18 protein-coding genes are annotated in these 25076 nt (G+C 62.3%); 9 read left to right on the forward strand and 9 right to left on the reverse strand.

The annotated features are described in order from the left end of the window. Positions 1 to 85: 85 nt before the first annotated feature. Positions 86 to 9481, reverse strand: a complete 9396-nt coding sequence (locus PLANPX_RS21315) for a tetratricopeptide repeat protein (RefSeq protein WP_232536212.1) — start codon at positions 9479 to 9481, stop codon at positions 86 to 88. Between the two features lie 429 nt (positions 9482 to 9910). On the opposite strand from PLANPX_RS21315, the gene PLANPX_RS21320 reads away from it, so the two are divergent. The 9 genes from PLANPX_RS21320 (at position 9911) to PLANPX_RS21360 (ending at position 16906) form a co-directional block, all read left to right on the forward strand. After that, entirely contained in the window at positions 9911 to 10477 is a 567-nt protein-coding gene (locus PLANPX_RS21320) for an RNA polymerase sigma factor (RefSeq protein ID WP_152100676.1), read from the forward strand. After that, the gene (locus PLANPX_RS21325) at positions 10470 to 10835 is read left to right on the forward strand and encodes a hypothetical protein (protein ID WP_152100677.1); all 366 of its coding nucleotides are present in this window, start codon (positions 10470 to 10472) and stop codon (positions 10833 to 10835) included. Before PLANPX_RS21320 ends, PLANPX_RS21325 begins: the two co-directional genes overlap by 8 nt. A gap of 332 nt (positions 10836 to 11167) precedes the next feature. Beyond that, positions 11168 to 12208, forward strand: a complete 1041-nt coding sequence (locus PLANPX_RS21330) for a type II secretion system F family protein (protein WP_152100678.1) — start codon at positions 11168 to 11170, stop codon at positions 12206 to 12208. Between the two features lie 30 nt (positions 12209 to 12238). Further along, a complete protein-coding gene (locus PLANPX_RS21335) occupies positions 12239 to 13450 on the forward strand; it encodes a type II secretion system F family protein (RefSeq protein WP_152100679.1) in 1212 nt (403 codons plus the stop codon). An 11-nt stretch (positions 13451 to 13461) separates the two neighbouring features. Then, the gene (locus PLANPX_RS21340) at positions 13462 to 14544 is read left to right on the forward strand and encodes a type II secretion system F family protein (RefSeq protein WP_152100680.1); all 1083 of its coding nucleotides are present in this window, start codon (positions 13462 to 13464) and stop codon (positions 14542 to 14544) included. Next, positions 14544 to 14975 carry a hypothetical protein gene (locus PLANPX_RS21345; protein ID WP_152100681.1) on the forward strand — a complete coding sequence of 144 codons (432 nt, stop codon included), beginning with the start codon at positions 14544 to 14546 and terminating at the stop codon, positions 14973 to 14975. The genes PLANPX_RS21340 and PLANPX_RS21345 overlap by 1 nt, the downstream gene beginning before the upstream one ends. After that, on the forward strand, positions 14972 to 15526 hold the full coding sequence (locus PLANPX_RS21350; RefSeq protein ID WP_152100682.1) for a type II secretion system protein: 555 nt from the start codon (positions 14972 to 14974) through the stop codon (positions 15524 to 15526). The genes PLANPX_RS21345 and PLANPX_RS21350 overlap by 4 nt, the downstream gene beginning before the upstream one ends. Further along, a complete protein-coding gene (locus PLANPX_RS21355) occupies positions 15523 to 15957 on the forward strand; it encodes a hypothetical protein (RefSeq protein ID WP_152100683.1) in 435 nt (144 codons plus the stop codon). Before PLANPX_RS21350 ends, PLANPX_RS21355 begins: the two co-directional genes overlap by 4 nt. Positions 15958 to 15994: 37 nt before the next feature. Continuing rightward, positions 15995 to 16906, forward strand: a complete 912-nt coding sequence (locus PLANPX_RS21360; protein WP_152100684.1) for a DUF1559 domain-containing protein — start codon at positions 15995 to 15997, stop codon at positions 16904 to 16906. A 128-nt stretch (positions 16907 to 17034) separates the two neighbouring features. On the opposite strand, the gene PLANPX_RS21365 is transcribed toward PLANPX_RS21360, so the two are convergent. From PLANPX_RS21365 to pgsW, 8 genes are all read right to left on the reverse strand, one after another. Continuing rightward, positions 17035 to 17466 carry a YgaP family membrane protein gene (locus tag PLANPX_RS21365; RefSeq protein WP_152100685.1) on the reverse strand — a complete coding sequence of 144 codons (432 nt, stop codon included), beginning with the start codon at positions 17464 to 17466 and terminating at the stop codon, positions 17035 to 17037. A 408-nt stretch (positions 17467 to 17874) separates the two neighbouring features. Continuing rightward, positions 17875 to 18666 carry a polysaccharide deacetylase family protein gene (locus tag PLANPX_RS21370; RefSeq protein ID WP_152100686.1) on the reverse strand — a complete coding sequence of 264 codons (792 nt, stop codon included), beginning with the start codon at positions 18664 to 18666 and terminating at the stop codon, positions 17875 to 17877. A 207-nt stretch (positions 18667 to 18873) separates the two neighbouring features. Continuing rightward, the gene (locus PLANPX_RS21375) at positions 18874 to 20514 is read right to left on the reverse strand and encodes a glycoside hydrolase family 9 protein (protein WP_172992229.1); all 1641 of its coding nucleotides are present in this window, start codon (positions 20512 to 20514) and stop codon (positions 18874 to 18876) included. Positions 20515 to 20617: 103 nt separating this feature from the next. Continuing rightward, positions 20618 to 21142, reverse strand: a complete 525-nt coding sequence (locus PLANPX_RS21380) for a metal-dependent hydrolase (RefSeq protein WP_152100688.1) — start codon at positions 21140 to 21142, stop codon at positions 20618 to 20620. Between the two features lie 16 nt (positions 21143 to 21158). Then, positions 21159 to 21905 (reverse strand): hypothetical protein, encoded by a 747-nt coding sequence (locus PLANPX_RS21385; RefSeq protein WP_152100689.1) that lies wholly within the window; start codon positions 21903 to 21905, stop codon positions 21159 to 21161. Next, positions 21863 to 22531: a phytanoyl-CoA dioxygenase family protein gene (locus PLANPX_RS21390; protein ID WP_198421790.1), complete on the reverse strand. Its 669-nt coding sequence runs from the start codon at positions 22529 to 22531 to the stop codon at positions 21863 to 21865. Before PLANPX_RS21390 ends, PLANPX_RS21385 begins: the two co-directional genes overlap by 43 nt. Positions 22532 to 22614: 83 nt before the next feature. Further along, positions 22615 to 23259 carry a class I SAM-dependent methyltransferase gene (locus tag PLANPX_RS21395; RefSeq protein WP_152100690.1) on the reverse strand — a complete coding sequence of 215 codons (645 nt, stop codon included), beginning with the start codon at positions 23257 to 23259 and terminating at the stop codon, positions 22615 to 22617. Between the two features lie 552 nt (positions 23260 to 23811). Next, a complete protein-coding gene (gene pgsW, locus PLANPX_RS21400) occupies positions 23812 to 25041 on the reverse strand; it encodes a poly-gamma-glutamate system protein (RefSeq protein ID WP_152100691.1) in 1230 nt (409 codons plus the stop codon). Between the last annotated feature and the right edge of the window lie 35 nt (positions 25042 to 25076).

Consider the following 25076-nt stretch of genomic DNA (forward strand, 5'->3'; position numbering starts at 1 on the left):
GGACGCCGAGTAGTAATCCGATCGTCGCCGCAGGCCGCCGTTGCTGCACGCGCGCAGCAACGGACCTCCACCGGCGGCGTGGGCATTATACTGGAACGAGAAACGGGGACGAATTGAATTTCAGACCATCTCCAGGAATTTCACCCCGCCGCCGCGGCGTGACAGCAACCATCCCAGTCGGCCCAACCCGCAAACCGGCTGTCGGCCGCGTCGGCTCCGCTGTCGGCGCCGTCTCCGCCTTTTTCTCCTCCGCCGGCTCGGCGGGCTCTTTGGCCGCTTCGCCCTTCGGCTCAGCCGCTTGACCACCCTTCTTCTTGATCAGCTCCGTCAATTTCTTCAGCCGCTCCTTCTCCGCGGGCTGCAACTCAAGCGATTCCGCTTCCTTGGCCAGCGTCTGCGCCTTCTCGACGTCGCCCGCATTGGCCCACGCGGCGCCAGACCGCAACTTCCACGCCGCCAGACGAACCTTCCAAGACTCAGGCGCCTTCGCGACTCCTGCGTCATACAGCGCCGCCGACTCTTTATGTTTCTGGTGCGACGTCAACCATTCAGCCAACGTCACGTTCACCATGAAGGGCCGATCGGGAATCGGATCGATCTTCGTTCCATACGCAATGAGATCGTCCCGGCTGATGAACTTCGAGTCCACGATGTGCCGATAGATCGACTTCTGATCGAAGCCGGAAAGATGATGCGGCCCTTGCTGGTGGTAGTTGAGCCACTCCAAATCCGAGGCCACGGGGACGATGGCCTCGAGCCCCTTCAATCGCTCGGCGAGATTCTCCGGCGTCGGCTTCCCGTAGGTCTTGCTCAACGTCGCCCACAGCTGATTATCCACGCCGCGGTTCTTGACGTTGCTCTTGCAGTTATTCGACAGCTCTTTGTACCACTGCGTTAGCTCGGCCCCGTTCCCGCCGCGACTATGCGAGATGAGCAGCAAGGCATTAAACTTGGGGAACGAATTAAAATAAATGTATTCCTGATCGTTCAGAAACGCCCGCAACGAACGGCCCAGCCGAGCATACTGCTCGGGTTTGAGCTTCTCGCCATGAGCGCCAATCGCCTCGTAGCAAAACTGCACCAGTGGATCGGCCTTCGAGCCCGCCTCGTGCGGCTGCTGCATGTCGATCGCCGCGGTCAGCTGATCGAAGGTCTTGATAAAGTCGTCGACCTCGCCCGCCGCGAACTGATTTTCGAAATGACGCTTCGCCAACTCGACGTCGAGTCTCCACCGCGTCTGGTCCTGCTGTTGGAACGATGTGGCCAGCGTCAGCTTCGCGAACTGCTCGGCAACGGCCTTCGTCAGGACGGCGTTCGCCACGCGGCTTGAGGCAAGCAGCGTCAGCGTCCGCCCGCGTAGACCTTCGTCTCCCTTCGCGGCGGCGTCGAACTCCTCGGCCAGCTTGATCAACCGCAGATCGCGCGGCGTCGGCTCCTGCGGCTTCGCTTCCTCGGCGTCGGGCTTCTTCTTGCCCTGTTCTTCGTCCTTCGCTGCACCAGGGGGCTTCGGATCGGGAAGCGACGCGATCAGCGCCCGTGCGAACAGCTTCTCTTCTTCCCGCTGCAACTTCTCAAGCATCGCATCGACTTGCGCCGTCAGCGCATCGTCGTACGCACAGTCCGGCTGCGACGGCCACTCATTCGCAAACGTCGCCCAGTGCGATCGCAGGAACCGCGCCGCTAGTTCCGGCTTCTCGGCCTTGAGCAATAACAAGACGACTTGCTGCGACGAAGCAAGCGCATCGTCGTACTTGCGCAACAACTGGTTGACGCGATTGTCGTCGGCGGCGGCCAGGTAGACTTTCAGAGCGTTGCAGAGCGACCCCGCGTCGCGCAAATCGTTTTGATTGTCGTAGCGGCTCGCGCCCGCAACTGTCGGCCGCAAGTAACGCTGCGCCCACGCTTCGCGCCACGCTTCAGCTTCGCTCTCCAGTTGCCCGCGTTCGAGTACGTCGAGCAGCCAGTTCGACAACGTTCGATTCTGATCGTGCATCATCGGCAAGTTCGTCTTGAGCGCCTCGGCATAGGTCGTCGCGACGAGCTTGGCCAGGTCCGGCGGCAAACGCTTCCCTTCGTGATCGACCAGCAACCGCGCCAAATGCAACCGCCAAGCCAGCGGCAAGGCGCCATCGTTGATCAGCCGCGCGTAGTGCTCGCGGTAGTACTTCACATCATCGGTCGGCGGAGCATCCGCCGAGGGATTCTTCTCCTTTTTCGCCAGCCGCTCCGCTTCCACAAGGTAGGCCGCTGCGCAGAATTCGCGCGACATTTCCTTGAACTCGCCCTCCTCGCTGTTCTTGCGAGCCCACTCGCGGAACGCCTGCAACTCCTCAGGCTTCTTCAAACGCTGCTCAAGGAATCCGCTGTACGCATCCGCGAATAGCGACCCCGGCAATTCCTTCATTGCTCGCGCCAAGTCGTCGTGAACCTGTTTGGCGGCTTCGACTGGAGTTAGCTTCTTCTTCCCTTCCGCTTGAACCAGGCTGTCGAACTTCTCGCCGAGCGTATTAGATCCGCCCGACCACGACGTCGCCGCGTATTCGAGCTTTCCCTTCTTGTCGCCCAGCATGATCGCGGCCATCAGCGGGAAACGGTCGAACGAAGCGCGGTCCATCTGCCCCATCACGCCCATGAAGACGTAGCCGGCTGCCGTCCGGCCATCGCCGAATCCCATGTGCCACTGATTACGCTTCTGCGCATCCTCAATGAGTTCAAGCACGCGGAAGAATGCTTCCACCGCCGCCTCGCGATCAACGGCCGCCAGCGCCACGATCTGCGGCCCGATCGTCTCGGCGGTTTGGTACGTCTCAGGGCAAATCTCTTCCAGCAGCTTCGCCTTCTTCAGCTTGGCGAGCACCTGCTTCGATTGCATCTGCTTGCTCCCCCGCAACCAATCCCGAAGTGCCGCGTGCTGCTCGCTCAGTTCATCCTTGGCCAGCACGTCCTTGCCAAGCAGCGCCGCGATTGTGAGCGAAATTCGCGATTGCTGCTCTTCATCCAACTTGCGCAATTCGGGAACATCGGCGGCGCAATAGTCCGCAAACTCCTTCTCCCCCTTAAAGTAAGCGTTGATCAGTCCTGTACCGAACGTCGGCTGTTTGGCGTGGAGTTCGGCGAACTTCGGAGCGAGTTCTTCCTTCCGCGCCTTGTTCTGACTGATCGTTTGCAAGAAGTGCGTCAGCCACGACGGAGCACCGCCGCGATTGCGCGCCCCGCCGACCAGCGGATCGAACTCGTCGAGGTCGCTGATCCAAGGCGAATCCTGCAGCGTTTCCAGCAGTTTCTCCGTCGGCTGGTTGGGAAGATTCATCATCCCGCTCGACATGTAGTGTTCCACATTGTTGTAGTGGCCCATCGACGGCAGCGATTGCGCATGCAGCACCACCGTGTGCAATAGTTCCGGCCGCTGCAACAAGCTGTCGAGCATCTGCCCAAAGACGTAGATCTGCCCGCTCGCGGAGCCGAAGTTAATGCCGTTCTGCGGGTTATTCGCAGCGATAAACGCTTCGCGTTTCTCCTTCGGCCCCAGGTAAACGGCCGTCACCGCCTCCAAGGCCTCGCGCGTGGCAGCTGATCCGCGCAGCTTGTGCGTTGCTGCAATAAACTCGATCACCCCGCTAGGCGGTTGGTGGTGATTCTGCGACTTGACGAGCCGTTCCAAGCGATCGACCACCGCTGGCAGTAGGTCGACGTCAGTCAGCTTGCGATCCGCCCAGGCCGCCGCTACGACGGCGACGTCCGGCGCGTTGTCCGGCATGTTCATGTTCGGCTTGGAACGCTTCATCGTTTCGATCGCCAACGCCTTAAATTCTTCCGGCGGGCACCGGTACAGCTTCGCGTAGCGCGCCAGCTCTTCGGCGCCCCGCTTGTTGCGGCCCTTCTCCAACTCCGGCAACAATTCGTCGTCGATGAGCTTCCAATCGGTTTCCGTCGCACGGCGGACTAGGTACTCTTCCGGCGACCGAAGCCGTACTGTCCCGGATTCGTTGTTGCTGTAGTAATTCGAATTCTGCGGCCCCAACGGCCGCCGGCTCGCTTCCTCGCGCAGCACCTTTGCAGCGAGCTTCGTGAATTCCTCGTCATCAACCTCGTTGCGCGCCTCCTTCGCTCCCAACAGGTAGGTGAACCCGGAGCGTGCGCTGTTTTCCGTCTTCAGCATTTCACGGCAGAAGGCTTCGTGAGCCGCTCGACGGCGTTCGATCAACTTTGCAAGCTTCCCTTCCTCTTTTTTCGATTCCGCCTCCTCCGGCGACTTGTCCGCCGCTGTTTGCAGCACCGAGGGCAGATTGCGTCCCGTCCGTGTGTAAAGTTGTTGGGAGAGCATCTGCACCAAGCTCTCGCTCCACCCCGTTTGCACGTTCGGCTCGCTAGCCAACTGCTTCAAATAGATGGCGGCGAGTTCAGCGCACGCGACGCGTATCTCAAGGTCAGACTCATAGTCTTGCATCTGATTGACGAAACTCTGGCCGATCACCATGCTGGCGGTCGGCTTCAATTGCTTCAGCTGCTCCTCGGCCAGCTTCGCGTCCTCTTTGACGAGCAGCATCGCCAACCGCATCCGCAGGGCGTCGTCCTTCGGCCGCTTTTCGAGCGCGCGTTCGTACGTGGCCCGCGCTTTCTTCGGTTCGTCGAACATTTCGCAGACGACCCCGTACTCGATCGCCTTTTGCGGGTTCGACGAATCGCCCGGATCGAGAGATTCAATCAGCTCCTTCATCATTCCCAGCGACGAAACGCGAGTTTTGAGCTGCCGGAATTGCTGCCGCATGTAGCTCCCGTTCTGCGGATTCGCGAGCACCTGCCGCGCCTGCTGCAGAACGTCGTTTGCGAGCAGCTTGAGGGCCGCATCTCGTTTGCCGTCGTCGATCAGCTTCTTGATTCGATCCGGCGAACTCGCCTGCAGGCTCGTCGATGCATAGGCGATCGCGGCCATCGGGGCGCTCGCCGCCGGTTGCGTCGACGCCAGCTTGTCGAGCTTCTCCGCCTCGCGTTCTAGACCCAAGTTCTCCATCGCGGCGATCAGTTCGCCGCGACGATTCGGATCTAGCCGCGACTGCCGCAACCGCAGGCAGGCCGCCTGTCCCGCTGCCAGGAGCGACTCTTCCGTATCGGCCGCAGCGCCCTCGGCGGGCTTCTCAGCCGCCGGCGTCTCTTTCAACTTGCCCTCATCCTTCGCCGCCACCACCGCCGCGACGATCGCCGCGTCGACACGCGCCCGCATGTCGCGTTGCATCGGCAAGTAGCGAGCTTTGCTGAGCAACTCGGCGGCCCGCACATAATCCTCGTCGGCGTTCGCTTTGCCCGCAGCAAGCAGGTAGGCGTCGAGCCGCGGCTGCTTCGATGCGAGTTGTTCCTTCAGAATCTCGTCCGCCAGTTCCTCTTGCTCGAACCGATTCGCTAGCAACAGCCGCAAAATCGGGTCGCGCACCTTCTTCACGAGCGGCATCGCCTTCTCGGCGTCGAACTGCCCGGCGTCGGCGCGGGCCGTCATCGACGAGTAGGGATTGTTGTTGTCCGGCGCCTGCAAGACGACAAGCAGTTCCGAGGGAAAGTCCGTCAACTGCTGCGGCGGAAACGCAATTGGCGCCAACAGCGTCTGAGGTTGATTGCTGAACGAAAACTGCGACGGACCTCGATTGGCCGCGCTCCCCTTTTTCCGCGAGCGAGCGAGCTCTTCCTCAAGGAACGTAATGTAGGCCGTCGGATCCTCGCCTTGCGCAAGCGCTCCGACGACGTAAATGAACGCCCAGGGACCATAGTTGCTCGACTTCTGCACCGCTGGGTACCAATCGATCAATCGTCGTGACAGCGGCTGGCGATATTTGTCGCGCAGCGTCGCCGCTTGCCCGTTGCCATTCTGCCCCGAGAGCGCGAGCGCCACGCTCATCACCGTCATCGCGTTCGGATTGTCGATCGACTTCGCCAGCTCAAGCACCTGATCGAAGTGGGGATTGACGGCCTCCTCCGGCTCCTTGTTGTCAGCAATCGCGTTTACCGCCAACTCTTCTTCCATCGCCAACCCCGCCTGGAACGCCCCCAACAGCGCGAGCTGCGGGTAGCTCTCTTTGAATTTCTCCGCGATCTTCGGCGCAAACTGATCGAGTTGCGGATTGCGGCGACCGAATTGGTTCAGCACCACCAGCGCTAGGGCCGTTTCGTCGTCTGGATTTTCCTCAAGCACCGTCGGCAGCTGCGCCATGAAATCGCCCTGATTCATGTCGACTTCCATGAGCAAATCGACGCCGCGCACCCCTTGCTGCTTCATGCTGCGGGCAATCTCCGCAGCCCCTTCCTCGTCCTGCAGCTTGGCGATCGTCACCAAGTGAGGGATCGCGAACGTCCGCAGCTGGTCGACCCGCGGCGGAACCTGCACCTTCATCTGCGGGCCGCCGCTCGACAGCGAGTAGGCCATCCCCATGCCGCGATTCTGCTGATGCATGTAGGCCTGGTAGCGATACTGCGTCGCCTGCAGCATTTCAACGGCGTCGCGCGGCGCAATCTTCGCCAATTCCTCGAACTGCGAGTGTTGCGAAATCAACTGCGTGTTCTTCTTGGCCACGTCCGGCAATTCTTCATAGTCGCCGAGCAGCGCCAGAAAATGCGCCGCCGCTTCCTTCTCGCGTCCCGCCTCCTCGCAGGCGACGCCTAGCAGGTATCGCAGCCGGTAGTCTCCCTGATGGTCGTTGATCCGCGTCGACAAGAAGTCGGCCGCCCGCTCCCATTCCTGGATGCCGCACATCGCGTCGGCGATCGCCTCGAGCGTCCGCGGATCGCCCTTCTCGGCGTCGGCCAGTTCGAACAGAATCTCAAACCCGTCATCCGCATCGCCAAAGGTGAGATGCAGCTTCGCGATCCGCTCTTTCGTCCGGTTCGTCTTGTCGAGCGGCGCCGCCCGTTCGAGCGTCGCGATCGCCGCCTTCCAGTCGCCCTCTTGCTCTTCCACCCGCGCGATGTGGTGAAGCAACTCCAAATCGTCCGGTTTGATCTTCGCCGCCGCGGTGAGCGCCTGACGGCGTCCCTCGTAATTGTCGGCCGTGCGGTGAACTTCCGACAGCGCGAGCAGCGGCACAATCGACTGCCGATTGCTCTGCCGCCGCTCCTCGAACTGCTCGACTAGCTGAGTCAGCTTCCCTTGCTGATCGGCCAGCTTCGTCAGCTCCTGCGTCCAGCGCAACTTGCCAGGGACGTCTTCGGTCTCCTCGTACAGTTGCCAGTAAATCCGCTCGGCGTCGGCGAGGTGATCGGTCTGCGTGTACAGCTGAGCAAGCCGCGTGCGCAGATCCTCGGCGCCATCGAACTTCTGCACAGCCGATTTCAGCACCGCGATCGCGTCGTCTTCCTTCCCCTGCGACATCATGAGGGTCGCTTCCATCGTCCACGGCGTCGTGCTGCCGGGCGAGAGCCGCTTCCATTCGTCGATCCACTTCAGCGCTTCGTCGAGTTGGAAGTCGCGCTGGCACAACTCCACCAGCCGCCTCACGTAAATGCTTTTGCGACCGCCCGGCAGATCGAGCAACTTCCGCGTCGCATCAGCGGCCGCCGTCCAATCGCGGCGTTGGCTAAAGAGGCGAATTTGCTCGCTGACAGCCAGCAGATCGCCCTTCTCCGCAGCTTCCTTTAGGGCAGCGTCGGCGACGTCGCTGTCGCCCGCCGCTTCCAGCAGTTCAGCGAGCAAACACGTCTGCTGAATCGTCCGCTGCTTCATCTCCGCCAACCGCTTGGCAGAGTCCTCGATCTTGTCCGAACGATCGGCCGCCGCCACCGCCTGATCGAGCGCCGACTCAAGATCGGGCGTCGTCGCCGCCAGTTCGACGCGACGTTCCGTCCACGGTAGCGCGAGTTCCGGCTTCTTCAGCGCGAGCGCCGTCGTCGCCAATTGGCTGAAGTAGAGCGGTTCCTTGGCGAACTCTTGCTCACGAGCTTGCAGCAGCTTGAGCGCCGCCTCGTTTTCGTTACGCGTCGCGAGCGCCCGCGACACGTGCAGCAACTCGCTCAGCTCCGCGTCCGCGGCGAGTTCCTTCCAAATCGCCAGGGCTTCTTCTTTCTTCTCCGTCGCGTACAAGAAGGCTGCGTACGCTTCCTGAGCCGACGCTGAATCGGCGAACGTCTCGGCCATTTCCTTGTAAACGCCGGCCGCCGCATCTTTGCGCTCGAAGCGTTCCAACTGTCGCGCCGCGCGTAGGTAGGCGTACTCGCTCTTATCGGACGCTTTCAGGTATTCGGCAATCTGTGCGGTCGCCGCGTCGGTTTGCTTGTCTTCTTGCAGCAGCGTCGCCAGGCGAAACTTCAACTCACCGTCGGCTTTGTGCTGCTCGCACAGCGATTTTAGCTCTTCGATCGCCTTCTTCTTGTCGCCGATCTTCGCGAGCACTTCGATGTACTCTTCACGGTTGGCGCGGTTGCCGGGCGTGAGATCTAGAATCTGCTTGTACGCCGCGATCGCCGGCTCGTTCTCGCCCAGCTGCACGAGCAACTGCGCATACCGCCGATGGAGCGCAATCCGTTTCGGGTGCTCTTTCAGCAATTCGTCGTAGTGGGTCTTCAGCTGCGCGAGGCTATCCTCGCGGCGGAACAACTGCTCGGTCTGCGCGAGAATTTCCTGCTCAAGCCAGCTCTCGTGGCCCACCTCGGCCAGCGCCGTCGAATACGCCTTGAGCGCTTCGGGCCGCTTGCCGCCGCGTTGGTGGATATCGCCCAAACGCAGCCGCCGCGTCACCGCCAGATAGGGATCCTTCGTTTTCGCCAGCAGCGTTTCATTGAGCTTCGCCGCTTGCTCGAACAACCCTTCGTCGATGTGCAGCTCAATCAAATCCTCCGCCAGCTCTTCATCCTTCGGATTCGCGGCGAGAAGTTCGTTCCACACCTTGAGCGCGTCGTCGACCTTGCGATTGCGCACCAGCAACCGGCCCAGCAGCTTGTCGACCTGCACCTGCAGCTTCGCCTCAGGCTTGAGTTCCCGCGCTTTCTGCAAGTCGGCGATGGCCGCGTCGAAATCGAGCGTCCGCGCCTCGATCACCGCCTTCTGGTAGTGTGCTTCGGGGCTGCCGGGGTTGGCGGCGAGCGCCGCGTTGAATTCCTCGAGCGCCTGCGCATCATCCCCCTGCTTGGCAAAGAAGAACGCGAGCAGTAACTGATCGGGCGTCGCCTTCGATTCCGCCGCCTTCGCCGTCAAGAACTGCTGCAAGTCGGCCGCGGTCGAATCGTCGAGCCACGTATTGTAAAAGCGATCGAACAAGTACCCCGGCTCAGGCCGCTTGCGCAGCACGTCAAGATACTTCACCGCCTTCGCACTAACCTTCACGCTGGCGTCCGCATCGGCGCCAGCTTCGGCGGCGTCCGCTTCAGCGGTCGCGACGGCGGTCTCCTCAACCTCCGCCCCCCAAGCACGCAACGAAGGAACAGGCGCCACAGACGCCCCCGCCAAAACCGTTAGCGCAGCAAGACGCGAGAATCGCCCCATCGCCTTCATCTCCATCCGCATCGGTGTTCGAACAGCACGCGGCGTCAGCATACCACGGGGGCACGCCAATTGCCTGCCGACCACTTTATCCTTTTGATTCGCTCGCGGGAATCAAATCTGGTCCGTCAAATTGGAGAAACAAGAAAAGAGTTTTACGCAACTCTTAGCTAGAGAAACGCTTCCGTCGCGCGAGCGCCTGACTGGCGCCAACCCTGAGAAGATCAGCATGCAACACGGCTCCTTCCGCCCAGCATCTAGTGACAAATCACCAGCCCTACGGCCGTCGGCGGCAAAGTGTTCTGCGAAACTTCCAATTTCTTGTGCCAACGACCAGAAGAATAAACCGCCAAGGACGCCGAGAGCCCCAATCCCGCAGCCCGCCCGCAAAAATCTCGCACTTCTGAAAATTTCTTAGACAATCGCCCCCAAACCGTGCATCTTAAGAGACATATGGCCTTCTCGGACGACTTCTCCCAGCGTGTACGCGACTGCACCGACCGCTTAGCGGCGGCCGGCGTCGATGCGCTTGGAGCGTTGTACGATTTGACCGCCCAACGGTTGGTCCGGTTCAGCGTCACGATCACCCGCAACCAGCACGACGCCGAGGACGCCGTCCAGGCGACCCTCGTTCGCGTCGCGAACCGCCCCGCCCTGCTCGCCGGCGCCGACAGCCCCTGGGCCTATCTGCTGCAGATGGTCCGCAACGAGTCGCTGGTGATCCTGCGTCGCAAACGCCGCTCGGGCGCCATCGCCACGCTTACCGACCTGATCACCCGCTGCCGCGTTGACGAACTCGAACAAGAAGAGACCCACCGCGCCGTATGGCGGGCCCTTCGTGCGCTCCCGCAAGAGCAAGCCGAAGTCGTCGTGCTGAAAATCTGGGAATCGCTCACCTTCGCGCAAATCTCCGAAATCCTCGAAGCCTCCCCCAACACCGTCGCCAGCCGTTACCAGTACGCCATGAGCAAGCTCGCCTCCAAATTGACGAAGGTTGGTCAGGAGGGCCGCCATGCATAGTCTCAACGATTGGCAACAACGGTACGACGAAGTCGAGGCGATGCTCAAAGGCGCCGGCGACTACGTTCAGCCCTCCGACGACCTGCGTCCCCAAGTGATCGAAGCCGCTCGCACGATTCGCGGCGAACAACGCGGCAAACGCTGGGTCCGCCGCTTCGCTCTCGCGGCCATCATTCTCGGCGCCGCCGTCACGCTCTACATCGGCCCCGGCAACCAAAGGCTCAAAGGGGTCGATTCCGACGACCTCCATCGCCAGGCCGCACTGAAATCCTCCGGCGCCGGCAGCCTTGGCTGGGGATTGGTCCAAGCCCTCATCGACCTCCGCGCGCAACAAGCCGAGCAGCTCAACTCCGACTGACGCCGCTCCACAGGCTCGCACATAAATGTAATGTGAGGTCCCCTCCCCTTGAGGGGGAGGGTTAGGGAGGGGTGGCTGAAGCGGGTACCAGGGTTCATCCCCCCTCCCCAGCCCTCCCCTCCAGGGGGAGGGAGCCACAACATTTCTATTAAGAAGCTTATTGTTCTGTGAGCTTCTCTCCGGGGGGTCGCGCCCCACGCCGCGCAAGCCTGCCCCCTCACTGCGGGCACTCTCCTTTCGTTCTTCTCGCGGGTCGATTTCTTAGACAAATCCCCCGGCCCGGCGCATTGACCTTTTAGTCAGTCCGCCGCGTGCCCCAAGCCAAGCCACCAATGCCTTCCCCCTCGCTCGACGACTTCATGGCCTTCAACGACCAGCTCACCGCGCTGGTCCGCGCCGACGTGCCGCTTGGGCTCGGCCTCGGCACGAACGGCGACGCCGCGGCCGCCACGCTCGAAAAAGTCAACGCCGGCGTCGCGCGACGCGTCAGTCGCGGCGAGTCGCTCGCCGATGCGATTGGCGACGAACCGACGGCCCCCGCTCCCTATCGCCGCGTGATGCAAGCCGGCTGGCGCAGCGGCAACGTCCAGGCCGCGCTCGCGAGTTCCAGTCGCCTCGCCGAAGCCGCCGCCGACAACCGCTATCGCGCCCGCGCCGCCTTCTTTTACCCAGCGCTCGTGGCGATCCTCGCCCTGCTCGGCGCCACGGCCTTCGCCCGCTTTGTCGTGCCGACGCTCATCGGCGTCTACCAAGAGTTCCGCATCGCCGACAGCCCGACGCTGCGGTTGATTGAGTCGCTCCCCACCACGCTACCTTGGATCGCGGCGATCGTGGTCGTCGCGCTGATCGCCAGCTTGCTCGTCTGGCTCATCCGTCGTCACGCCCCCGTGGCCGACGCTGCCGACAACCGCCAGCCCTCGCGAGGCGCCAATAGCAGCGGCCCCGAATTTCAGCGCCGCTTGGCCAACGGTTGCGAGCAACTCGCCGAACTTGTCGAAGCGCAGGTGCCGCTCCTTGAGAGTCTGCCCCTCGCCGCTGAGGCCTGCGGCGAACCTTCGCTCATCGCCGCGGCCGGCGCTTACGCCGTCGCCTCTGCGCAGCAAAACGCCGCCGAGCTGCAGCGGGCGATGCTCCGCTTCCCGCCGTTCCTCCGCTGGGCGCTCTGGCAGCCCGACGAGTCGATCGATCGCGTCGCCGCGCTCCGCATTGCCGCGCAAGTCTACCGCGATGCGGCCGACCGTCACGTCGAGCGGACGCGCCTCGCCCTGCCGATGATCGCCTGCATCGTGCTCGGCGGCGGAGCGACGCTCCTCTACGGCCTGCTTCTCTTCCTCCCCATCACGAATTTGATGCAATCGCTCGCCGCCGAGTAACTCGGCCGCCCAACGACCACGCACCGCGCCATGCCCCGCTTTTATTACCAAGCTCACAGCGCCGACCAGCAACTCGTCGACGGCGAGATCGACGCCGAATCGGTCGTCGCGGCGATTGCGCAGCTAGAAGAAATGGGCTTGGCAGTCGAAGCGATCGGCTTCGCGACGTCCGACACCGCCGCCCGACTCGCCGGCCGCAAACCGTCGGCGCCTTCGCAACCGCTGCCGCTGCTTGAGATCGTCGACTTCTCTCCCAACGACGACGCCATCTTGCTCGCGCAACTTAAAAAAACGCTCGCTCGCTCGCAGCCGTTAACGCCGATGCTGCGCGCCTACGCGGAAGAGATTCCATCCTCGCAGCGCCGCCGCAAGCTAAGCGACATCTGCCACATCATCGAGCGCGGCGACGCCGACGCCGCGCTCGCTTCGCTTCCCGAAGCGCCTGAATTCTGGATCCCGCTCATCGGCAGCGCCGCTCGTTCCGGCGATCTGCCGGAAGTCATTCGCAACTTCATCACCGAATCGCACCGCGCCGACGGCTCGCGACGCCGTTGGTGGCTGCTGCTTGCCTACCCCGCGTTCTTGATCGGGTTCGCATTTGCCGTGCTTGTCGCTTTCGCCGTGCTCGTGGTGCCGACGTTCCGCTCGATTTTCGATGATTTCGACTTGGGGCTGCCGAAGCTGACGATGGCGACGCTCGAAGTCTCCGCGTGGCTGACCAGCCTGCGAGGGTGGTTGGAAATCTTCGGCGTGGTCGCCGTTGTCGGCGCCATCCTGTGGGCGCTCCGCAACAAGCTCGCCGGCTGGTGGACGTTTTTCTTCGGCCGCTCCCCCTCAATTTCGCGCTTCGCTGGATTTACGGCCGAACTCCACCGCGCCGGCCTCACGCTCCCCGACGCGCTCCGCATCGCGGGTCGCACGTCGCACGATTGGCTCGCTCGCGCTAGCCGATCGCTCGCCCGCCGACTCGATATCAATCAACTCGACAATCTACAGCCGCTCGCCAGCCGGCTCACGGCGACTTTTCTCTTCGCCGTGACGACCCCCGCGTCGACGCCGACGCGCATTCGCTTGCTCGAAACCATCGCCGAGTGCCACGCCGATCGCGCCCGTAACCGACTTTCCTGGACGCAAGGGCTCCTCGGCCCCGTCGCGATCTTCGTCGTCGGCTTCGTGGTCGCCTTCATCGCCTTCTCACTCTTCATCCCGCTCGTTGATTTGATCAACAATTTGTCAGGTTGAACCTGTTGGCTATGCCCCGAAGCACGCTCCTACAAACGCCGATCCGCATCCCAGGCCCGCGAGCCTGGCTGCGCCGCTTGTGGCCCTGGCGCACGACGGCCACGCAGCAGCTCACCCTGCTGCGGATGATCGCGCTCGGCGCCGAGCAGCAACTCCCGCTGGCCCCGCTGCTTGCCGCGTGGTCGGAAGACGAGCGCGGCGTCCAGCGCCGCCGCGTTCGCCGCATCGCCCAGCTCATAAATACAGGCGCCGCGCTACCCGTTGCCGTCGAAGAAGTCAGCGGCGCCCTCCGCGACGCCGACGTTCTCGCGATCCGCTTCGGCGCTCAGTCGGGAACCTTGCGGGCGTCGCTCGACGATGCCATCCACGACTATCGCCCCGCCAGTCCCTGGGGCAAGGGAACCTTCGGCTATTTGGCAATCGTCTCGCTCCTGTTCTTCGTGCTCAGCCTATTCATCTACGTCAAACTTGTGCCGAGCATGCGCTACATCCTGGAAGAGTACGACCTCGATGCAACACGCTCCTTGCAGTGGTCGATGGCCTTCGCCCGCTTCGTCGAACAGTTTTGGTGGTTCTTCGTCCTGCTGATTTCGACCGCTCTTTACGCCACATTCTCCGCCCGGCCGGGACGCATGCTCCGCCAATCGTTCGTGGGGCGGCTCTTCCGCCCGCTCTGGACGCTCGGCACGGCCGACATTTTGCAAAAGCTCAGCGTCGCCGCCGCCGCCGGACGGCCCGTCGCCGGTTCGATTTCGACGCTCGCCCGGTACCACTTCGACCCCGCTGTTCGCCGCAAGTTGCTCTTCGTGCGCAACGAAATCGAACAAGGCGCCAGCCCCTGGCACAGCCTAGCCGCCGTCGGCATTCTCACCTCTGCCGACGAGGCCCTCCTCGCCTCGGCCGATCGCGTCGGCAATCGACCCTGGGCGCTCGAACAACTCGCCGCCGCGAAGAAGCGCCGCACCTGGCGCCGACTCGAGCGCGCCGGCGAACTCATTCTGCCGCTAATGGTTGTGCTGCTCGGGCTGTTCGTGTTGCTGCAGGGCCTCGCCATCATGACGCCCCTCATCTACATCACCATGAGGCTCATTTGATGTTGAAGCCGCACGCCATCCGCCGCCTTGGGACAACGCTCATCGAGTTGCTCGTCGCGTTCACGCTGCTAACGGCCCTGCTCGGCGCCGCGCTGCCGCTGATCGTCCGTCACCAGCAACTCCTCGCCTCCGCGAGAACGTACCGCCTTGCGCTCGACGAACTTTCCAACCAATTGGAAACGCTCACCGCGCTCGACGCCGCACAACTCCCCGTCGCTCTCGAATCGCTCGCCCCCTCCCCCTTCGCCGCTGAACGCCTTCCCGGCGCCAAGCTAGCCGCCGCGCTCGATACCGACGGCGATCAACCACGACTCACCCTCTCGCTCACCTGGGACGAACCGGGCCGCCGCGACAAACCGCTGACGCTCGTCGCTTGGCTCGATCCATCGGCGGAACGACTGGAGAAACAGCCGCAGGAGGAGCAGCCATGAGACGCCGCCAGGCAATGACGCTCATCGAACTCCTCGCCGTCATCTCGGCTTGCAGCGTGGTCCTCGGCTTAGCCGCATCGCTGCTGCTGACGACGATGCGCTCTGTCAACGACACTCAACGCTTCTTCACCGGCGAACGGAACGCGTTGCGTCTCGCCCGCCAGTTTCGCGCCGACATGCACCAGGCCGATGGCGCAAAAATTGAACTCGCCGCGGAGGACGGCGTCGAAACGCTGCGGCTCCAGTTCCCGGACGGCCAAACTGTCGATTACCGGCAGAACAACGACCGCGTGCTGCGCCTCGCGTCGCTTCCTGACGATCTCACCGCACGCGAAGAATTTATTCTCGGCGACCAGCTGCAAGTTGAGTTCAAGGAACTCGACGCCCCGCGGCGTTGGGTGCTCCGTGCCACCGCGAATCCGTTGCCCACGGCGACCGACTCCACGCCAGGCCCACGCAACGTTCGCAAAACTCCCCTCCGTCTCGCCATCGAAGCGATCCCCGGCCGCGACCAGCGCTACGCCACCGCCGCCACGGAGGAGTCGCCATGAACCGCCGCCGCTCAAAATCCAATCAGTCGCGACAAGGAGCCCTGCTGATCGCCGCACTCGCCTGCATGGCCGTCGCCATCGCGATTATTGGCGTATTGTTCAGTAGTTCGCTCCGCACCCGTCGGCAGCTGCACGCTGAACGCGATCTCCGTCAGGTCGAACTCTTGGTCGACGCCGGCCTCCGACGCGCCGCCGCCAAACTTTCGGCAGACGAATCGTACGACGGCGAAACGTGGCGCATCCCCGCCGACCAACTCCTGCAAAACGGCGCCGCCGAAGTAACGATCGCCGTTGCCCCCAGCCAGAAAGCAGAAGATTCCAGCGAAGACGACGACACGGTCGATGTCACCATCGCCGCTCGCTACCCGCTCAACATTCCCCGCACCGTGCAGCGAACCCGCACGTTTACCATTCACCCCGCCGCCAACTAATTTCGTGAGGGCCAAGCCCATGACTATTTCAACTTCCATGCGAAACAAACGCACCGCCTCTTCTGGCTTCACGCTCGTCGAACTCCTCGTCGTCATCGCCATCATCGGCGTGCTGGTGAGCCTGCTGCTCCCCGCGGTGCAGGCGTCGCGCGAGGCCGCCCGCCGCTGCAGTTGCATCAATAACGTGATGCAGCTCAATCTCGCGTTGCAGAACTACGAGTTCGCCCACGAATCGTTCCCTGCGGGTTCGATCAACCCCACCGGCCCCATCCGCAATATCCCCGAAGGCCAAGACGTCGGCTGGATCGTGCAAACGCTCCCCTACCTCGAACAAAACGCCATGTGGCGGAGCTTCGACCAAGCGGCCGGCGCCTTCGCCGAGGTGAACGAACCGGTGAGTTCGCATCCTTTAGAGGTGCTCATCTGCCCCTCGTATCCCGGCAACCGCACTAACCCCGAGAGCACAGTCGCCTACTCGACCTACTCCGGTTGCTACAACGACGCCGAGCAACCAATCGACGTGAAGAACACCGGCGTCCTCTTCCTCAACAGCGCGATCCGCTTCGGCGACATCTACGACGGCAGCTCGAACACGCTGCTGCTGAGCGAATCGATTCCCGATGAAGAGTCCGAGCTCGGCTGGGTCTCCGGCACGCGCGCGACGCTGCGCAATACAAGCGTATTCGAACGTCCCTACTCGCAGCCACGTTTAGCGCCAGCCAACGTCGTGAACGACGGCGAGATGCCGGTCGAAGGCGAAGAGACGTCGGCGGAAGAGCCTGAAGGCAACGACCTCTTCGTCGGCGGCTTCGGCAGCTTCCACAGCGGCGACATGATCAACGCCGGCATGGCCGATGGATCGGTGCGACCAATCGCTCCCTCGATCGATCCTGCAATACTTCGCCAACTCGGCAACCGCGCGGACAAAACAATTCCAGGAGATTTCTAACGCAACGCAACGCCGCCGCATTCCCCGCCCGGGCTCCGCCCGGGGGTCGCTAGCCATACCGAGCGAGCGCAACCGCGGAGAGCGGTCCCCGTATTGCTGACCGCTAAAAGCTGATCGCTGATTGCTATCTACTGAATCGGCGCCGATGGCGTCGAAGTCCCCGTCGAGTAGCTCGGCGGATCGCTCGCAGGGAACGATTCCATCGCCGCTTCGTCGACGGGATCAACCGCGTCGTCGCAGCAATCGGTCATGTCGGCGGGCTGCTCGTAGACGGCGCCGCTCGCGCTCGAATTACAGCAGCCGCTTTGACCTTGGTAGCGCTGAACCATGTCGTTCAACGCCGAGCTGGCATTCGTCAGCTTGTCGCCAATAGGGCACTTACCGGTGCTGCCGCGGTAAACGAGGTACCCGCCCACCGCCATCGCCGCGAGCGACCGCAGCGAAATCCGCGAGAGGCCGTAACCAACCAAACAAGCGCCAGCCGCGGCGGAGAACCAACGCTCCTCGGGGCCGATGGCATCGCTTCCAAGCTTTTCCGAAAACGGCAAGTTACCAGCCATGATCTCTCCTCCCACGCCAAGCTGTCACGGTGCGGTTGCTGCTGAACTCTCGCGAAGCCAATGCTTCGGAATGTGGCGAAGCTAACGGCTTCGGCAAGTATAGGCTAGGCAAACAGCGTGCCGACTGCCGCAGGCGAAATGTGGCGGAAAACCGCCCGCCAGCGCCATTTCCCCCGGTTCCGGCCGCTCCAACCGGATCGCCAAACCGTCACCGCCGGCGCCTTTTGCATTAAGAAAGGCAACCGCCAAGGACGCTAAGAGCGCCAAGGAAATACGGGGAGAGTGGAACCGCGAATGGACGCAGATAAAAACATTTGCGTTCATCTGCGTTTATCGGCGGTTCCAAACAAGCATTTGTATTCCTTGGCGCTCTTGGCGTCCTTGGCGGTTCAATTCTTCTGCATTTGATCAACGCTCATCACAAGTGAGCAGCAGTTCATCGACGCGCACGAACTCATACCCCCGCCCCGTCAGCTCCTCGCACAGCTTCCCCAACTGCGAATGAAACGGATCGCGCCGCCCGGAGCCGAGATGGAGCAGCAGCACAAATCCATTCAGCCCGTGCGGATCCTTTTCCTCATACGCCAGAATGTCATCGAGAATCTTCTGCGACGGCACGAACACGCGATCCCCCTCGCGAGCATAGTCGCGATTCGACCCGCTCCCCGGCGTGAAGTTGATCAGCCCGACGCCCAGCTTGCCGCTCCACGCCGTCTGCTCGGCGTTGTACCACTCGTACGGTGGCACAAACAGTACCGGCGCCCCCGCGGCCAGGGCGCCCGCCTCGCGCAGCCCGTCGATGTTCTTCTGCAAATCGTCTTTGAAGAAGTCGGCCGTCACGAGACTTCGCCGCCGATCGTCCCACGGTGCATACAGCGGATGCGAGTCGGAGTGCGGCCCCACATAGTGCCCCTCCTCCACCATCCGTTTCACCAGCGGCCGCAGCGCCTTGTCGCGCACAAAGTTGCCGGTCAGAAAGAACCCGCCGCTCACCCCGCGCTCGCGCAGCGTCTCGAGAATCGGCTCCGCACTCTCGCCAAACTCATCGCCCGTGAAAATCAGCGACAGCCGCTTCGCCTTCACATCCCCCCGAATGACGCCACCCTCGCTATCGCGCACCACATACGCCGCGAACGGAACCTCCGCCCGCGCGTGAGCCGCCCAAACCGCAACGAGCAACAAACAAACAATTCGAATCATCAACTTCACTGAGCTCGTTAATTCAAAAAACTAACCGCCAAGGACGCCAAGTGCGCCAAGGGAACACAAATACTTTTGAAACCGCCGATAAACGCAGATCAAAAATCATTTGCGTTCATCTGCGTCCATCCGCGGTTCCACTCTCCCCGCATTCCTTGGCGCTCTTGGCGTCCTTGGCGGTTCAATTCTTCCCGTTTAGGTAGCGCACTACTTCCAAACATCAATCAACAGCAGCAGCGACACCGTCCCGTCAATAATCGGCTCGTTCGTCGAAAAGTCCGCGAACAAGTCGTGGTACACCGCCACGTCCGATTGGAACCGCGCGAACTCGTCGTTATCAAACGAGTTGCCGAACTTCAGCCCGTCGTTGATGTCCTTGTATACCGGCCCGTCGACCACCCCGCCAACCGGCAGGTACTTCTTAATCTTCCAGAACAAATGGTGCGGCCGGCTCGACGCGCGGCCGTGCTCCGGCACGCCGATCACGAACGACACGCCCCACGGGTTCCGCCCGAAGAGCCAATCCCGCGCCTCGGCGCCCAGTTCGCGATACGTCTTGTCGCCCGTCATCTGCTCGTAGAGCGCCGCCTGCGTCGCCAGCGCCGTCACGTCGTTCGTCGAACACCACACCAGCGGCGTCCCTAGCCGATACGGATTCTTGATCGCCCGCAGCCGAATCCGCTCCAGCCCTTCGCGATAATACTCCGCGATCTTCGCCTGATCCTCCGCCCCCACATGCGGGTAAAGCCGCCAGTGAGCGAGATTCACATACGGAAAAAACTCGTAGTGCCCGTGGCGATCCTCGCCCATCCACGGATTGCCCTGCGCCTGATGAGCAAACGCAATCGCATCGTCGAGATACTGCTTGTCCTTCGTCGCGATGTACAGCTCGATCGCTCCCCACTCCATGTCGTCGAAGTAGCTGCTCTCGCCGTAGTAGTACTGCGACCGCACCGGCACCGACATCGCAACGCCCGGCTTCGCCTTGCCAAGTGCGTACAGCGACTTCGCCGTTTCAATGTCGCCCGCTAGCGCCATCGCCGCCGCGCAGCGGCCCGCGAGGTTCGCGACGCCGGTCGACTTGTTCTTAAACTTCGGCCCCTCGGGCGCCCCGGTCGCCGGCCACGCCGATCGCGGTCCGCCCGGTCCACGGCCGTAGTCCGACTGGTCGTCATGCCACAACGTCTCCGGCGGCAGGTGATCGCGATCGTCGCCGATCTGCACGTAGATCGTGTCGGGGTTCGGATGAATCTTCTTGATGAGCGGCGCCCCATGTCGCGCCTCTTCTTCAGCATCAGCGAGGAACAACGCCGCCACGCAGTACGAGGTCGTGATCATGTGCTTTAGCCGATCGCCCGCGTCGTGCCACCCGCCGCTTACGTCGACCATCTCGCCCGTCACCGTGTCGAACCCATCCTCCTGATGGCACTTGCCGGTGAGCGGATTGTCGCCGCACCGCTGCAGTTGCATGAACTCCAGCAACTTCCCCGGCACGGCCGCGTACGCATCGGCGCCAATCGCAAACTCCGGCGACTCGACCTCCGCGAACTTCACGCGGTACCTCCCCGCATCCGCGAGCTTCGTAAAGTCGAGCCGATAGTTATGCGGGAACGGCCCCCAAGACCCCTGGTCGTCGCCGATCGCCGCCTTGAAGTCGCCAACCGAGAACTCGCCGCTCAGCGGTTCATCACTCGACAGCACTGCGATCTTCGGATCGCCCGGCAAATAACCGACCTGATTGACCCGAATCCACGCCTCGGCCGAGGCTCCTTGCGCACCGAGGCACGCCGCCGCAACGACCAACCACTGCACGCCCCGCGTCCAACGCCGCTGCTGCGCTCCACCCATTCGATCCGCTGCCCCGCTACCTGGTGACGATCCGCGCGGACGCCACTCGCCCCGCGCAGCCTCCAGCATACTCGAACCAGCCGACGCGCGGACCGACTTCCACTCACAACGCACGCCGGCCGCGTTCGCGCCGCCAGCGCCACACGATGACCGCGGCCAGAATCGCTCCGTAAAACGCCGCTTCAATCGCAAAGACGCGAGCGTTGTGCGCACTAACGAGCGGCTTCAATTGCATCACCGTGAACCACGGCAGCGGCAACGAGACGCGCGCCTCGCTCATCGGCCAGAACATCGCCAGCCCGCGGCGACCAAAGTAAAACGTGTCGAGCAACAAGTGGCTAAGCCAAGCCGCCGCGCCGCCGACAATCAATCGCCAAGAGAAGTATCGCGTTTGCCGCAACCACGTCGTTGCGATCGCCGCCACAACAGTAATCGCCCCCAGCGTCACAAAAATGCTGTGGCTAATGTCGTAGCGATCATGCCCCCACCCCGGCAACGGCCAGTCGGGCGCGTTCGCCAGCGCAACGAACGCGGCCAGCGCCACGATCTTCGCCCGCCGCGAAAACTCAGCGGGCACGGCAATCCAACCGATCGCAAGCCCCATCAAACTATGTCCAACCGGCGTCATGGGGGCTCACGGCGACTCAGTAACAGTCAATCATCCACGAAACGTCGGCTAGGTCTTCTTCAATTCGCGATGCGTCTCTTCGCAAACGCTCTTTCACATCCGATTGCAGCCAAGCAACGACCGCTTCCGACTCAGGACTCTCGAAAGCAGAGCTAAGTCGCGGGCGACTCTTACGCAACGCATCGTAGTTGAAATGCAAAAAAATGCAGAGACGATCCAGCGCAGCTTGCGAATCATCTTGAATCCACTGGTCAAGGAACGGCTGAATCTTGATCCCCGTGCGAGCGATCGCGCACAGGACCAAGCCGGCAATTTCGTCGAATTGATACTGTCGAGGCTGAGCCAACGTTGCCGTCCACCAGTGCGAAAGATAGCTCTCGATGGCTTGCCTCTCGCGAGCCGACCAATACTCCCACCCCGCCAGTTTAAGTTTGCCGAACAGAGATTCCAACCAAGTCATTTCCAACGGATCGATGTAAGCGAGCTCTAACAATCGCGGCAGAAAATGCTTGAAGTCCTGCTCCGTTCCCCAAGTCGTCATCGCTTTTAGCGAGAACAGGCTTAGCTGCTCCTCCGTCAATTGACGAAGCGGCGTCGCGATGAGTTCGTCGGACATCCCAGCAATTAGGCAATGCTCGCACCCATCGATAGCGGTTCCCAGACGATAGGGCCTGAACGCGTCATACAGCTTTTCGATGAAATCGGCCAATGCAACCAGCCTTAAAATGAATCGAACCACGCCAACCCATGCGGCAGCTCCCAACCAGCATACTCGATGTGCAACACCCGCCGCGGCCGCTCGCTGGTCGATCGCCCCGAAGCATGCAACAGCAATGGCCGCATGAGCAAAGCATCGCCGGCCCGCGCCGTACAAATCGTCTCCGCGCGTTCGCAGCGCACCGCTTCGATCTGCCCCGCATCGAGTCGCCCGGCAAGATGCGTCCCGGGGATGACGCGCAGCGCTCCATTCTCCGCATCGGCGTCGTCGAGATGCACGCGCACTGTCAGCATCCGCTCCAACACCTCCGCCGGCGGCTGCACATGCGGCACGCCCTCTTTCACCGACCACCCGCCAAAGCCGGGCGCCTCCACGCGCTCGCGCACGGCAATCGCCAAATCCTGGTGCCACGCGACGAGCCAGTTCGCCTCGGGCGACTTGTTAAACCAAATCGCCCGCGCCGCCCGCGGCTCGCCCCCCGTGTGCGACCGCACGAGCTCAACCAACCCGCGCGAGTGAGCAAACGCCGCCACCGCCGCAATCGCGAGCATATTCCGCCGCCCAGCAGCATCAACGTCGCCAACCGCCTCGATCAGCCCACGCCGCTCCTCCGAGCCGACAAGCCCAGCAACTACCTCGAATCCATCTTCCGCAACACAAAAAGAATCCACGCCGTCCAACTTACCTCATCTTATTATTCTTTGCGCATTCCTTTGCGCCTCTGCGCCTTTGCGAGAGACTTCTCTTCCGCCCACTAAGCCGGGGCGAGTCGAAACAAAAACGCCGCCAATCGCGGCGGCCGTCCCGCATCGTCGCCATGCCATCGCTCGTCGAACCGCGCGAGCGAGAACCCATTCTCCGCCGCCCCGCCCAGGAACTCCGAAATGTGATGCGTAAACGCCGCGATCGCCGTCGTCTCGCCTTGGCGGGCAAAGTTCGCGACCGTGCCTTCATACTGTCGGAACGGGTGCAACTCGCACAGAAAGAACTCGCCGCCGGCAGCGAGCACGCGAGCCGCTTCGCTGAAGACGAAACGGAGATCGGCGACGTGCTCGAGCACGAGATTGCAGACGATGAGATCAAACTGTCCGTCCGCCAGCGGCCACGGTTGCGTCACGTCGACGATCGCGAAACTGGCCCGATCGGCAAAGCCTCGCTCGTCGGCCTTCGCGGCCGCCTGCCCAAGCATCCCCGGCGAGAAGTCGACCGCGGTGACGCGATCGGCGATCGTCGCCAGAAACTCGGTGTTCTTCCCAGTGCCGCAACCGATTTCGAGGATGGCGCCAAACCGCCGCCCGCCGAGCCACTGGCGCGTAACGATCGCGTCGAGATCACGCGTGCGGTTGGGATCGCTGTCGTAAGTTTCGGACCACTTGGTATACGCCGCTTCGACTGACATCACTCTTCGTCCTTTCACCCCCGCAGACCCGCGCACGGCGCCGCAGGTTCGCCCGAGAACCCCTCGCGCAGGGGGTGGCCGGAAATCACCCGCAGACGCCGCCGCGGCGATCCAAGATAATGACGCCATGAACCCGCGTCACTGAAAGCATCGAGAGATGGCAACGTTCGCGCTGCGCGTCAGTGAGGCAACAGTCGACGCGTTGCGTTGAGAAATATGTGGGAGGGGTCTCTGCCCCCGAGGCCGCTTCAAGCCACCGCAACGGCAGGAAGTGGTCACCAGAATCGGCGTCGGAGACGCCTCCACAAAAGTCGCCGAGACATGCGTCCCCGCGAGTTTAATGTCGCCTCAAATACGACATCAAAACACGACATTAAGCCGCAAACCGATTCACAGCAACCACTTACAACCGTCACTTAATGTCGCCAAAAATCGCATTCCACCCGTGAACGCAGTGCGACACGACACGAAGGGCCACTCACCGCGGCCAGCAAATCATCGCCTCGAGGCTAAATGCTCTGCTGACCGCTGAACGCTGATGGCTGACCGCTCTTAGACCATCGGCTCCGGATGCATTTCCCGCTTGCTCGCCCCCTTGGACGTACGCAGGATGCGGAACCCGATGTCGGTCCGAATGAAGCCGTAGAGACACATCAAAATAAATGCCAGCACGCCAATCACCAGGGGTTTTGAGTAAGCAATGCCCACGAATACGCCTCCCTCGCCCAGCGGCGGGGCGACGACCGGTTCCAACGGCAAACCAAAATTGTTGGCCAACGTGTTGATGCGAATCATATGAATGACCGGCACGCCGTCATTGCTGAACCGCGCCATCACGCCGTCGATTTCGCGGACGTCGCGCGGCGGCCGCATGTTAAGACCCGACTTGAACATCTTCTTACCGACGTCTTTGCCGACCGACACGGTGCCGCCGCCGACGTTGATGTAGGCCGCGATCGGCCGGCCCTTGGCCTTGTCGCGGTACTTGTCCATCCGCAACTCGATGTTCGCCTGCATCTCGGCTTGAGCACGCTCGACCGGCGGCAGATTCTTCGCGCTCTCCGGCAACTCAACTTGCAGCGGGGTCAACCCATTGCGCTCGATGGAGGCTTGGACGAGCTTCAGCCCCTCTTCGGTCAACCCTTCGCCTTGGTCGTCGTTGCCGCCGATCGAGCAAGCGATCGACTTAATGTTGAACAGCGGCGGCAGCTCTTTGCCATCCTCGCCGACGCGCTTCTGTCGCAACAGCAAGTGTTCCATGTCGGGCCACATCAACTGTGGCACGTTGGCGCCCCATTGCGACGCGCTGGCGCTCGAAATCACCAGCGGCTTCGCGCCGAGCGATTCGAGAGCGGCATACGTGCAAATGTTGAGCGCAGGAAAGGAACCCGAGACGCCGACCGCGACCACGTCGCCCTGCTCCACCCCAGCCTCTTTGAGCATCTCGACCAGCACCGCGGCGAAGTTCGGGTTCGTCGACGTCTGCTTCGCCGAGAGATGCCCCAGCACCGAGGTGACCGGCGACATCGCGAGTCCAATGATCCCCGTATCAGCCGGGTCGTTCACCTGATCGATCGGCGGGCCCAGCTTCACGCGCTCGGCTCGCACCACCTCGAAGGCGTCCGCGGCGAGATTGGCCGCTTTGATCTTCTCTTCGAAGTAAGGCTGATCTTGGTTGACCTTCCACTTTTCGACCATCAACAGGCCGGCAATCGAAATGATCGCAATCAGCAGGAGGGCCGGTCGGGAAACGGCTCGCGGCCGCCAATAGATTTTTTTCATATCTGTAACGTGTATCGCAAAGTTTATCGATGAAC

The sequence above is a fragment of the Lacipirellula parvula genome, from assembly GCF_009177095.1.
Lineage (GTDB): Bacteria > Planctomycetota > Planctomycetia > Pirellulales > Lacipirellulaceae > Lacipirellula > Lacipirellula parvula.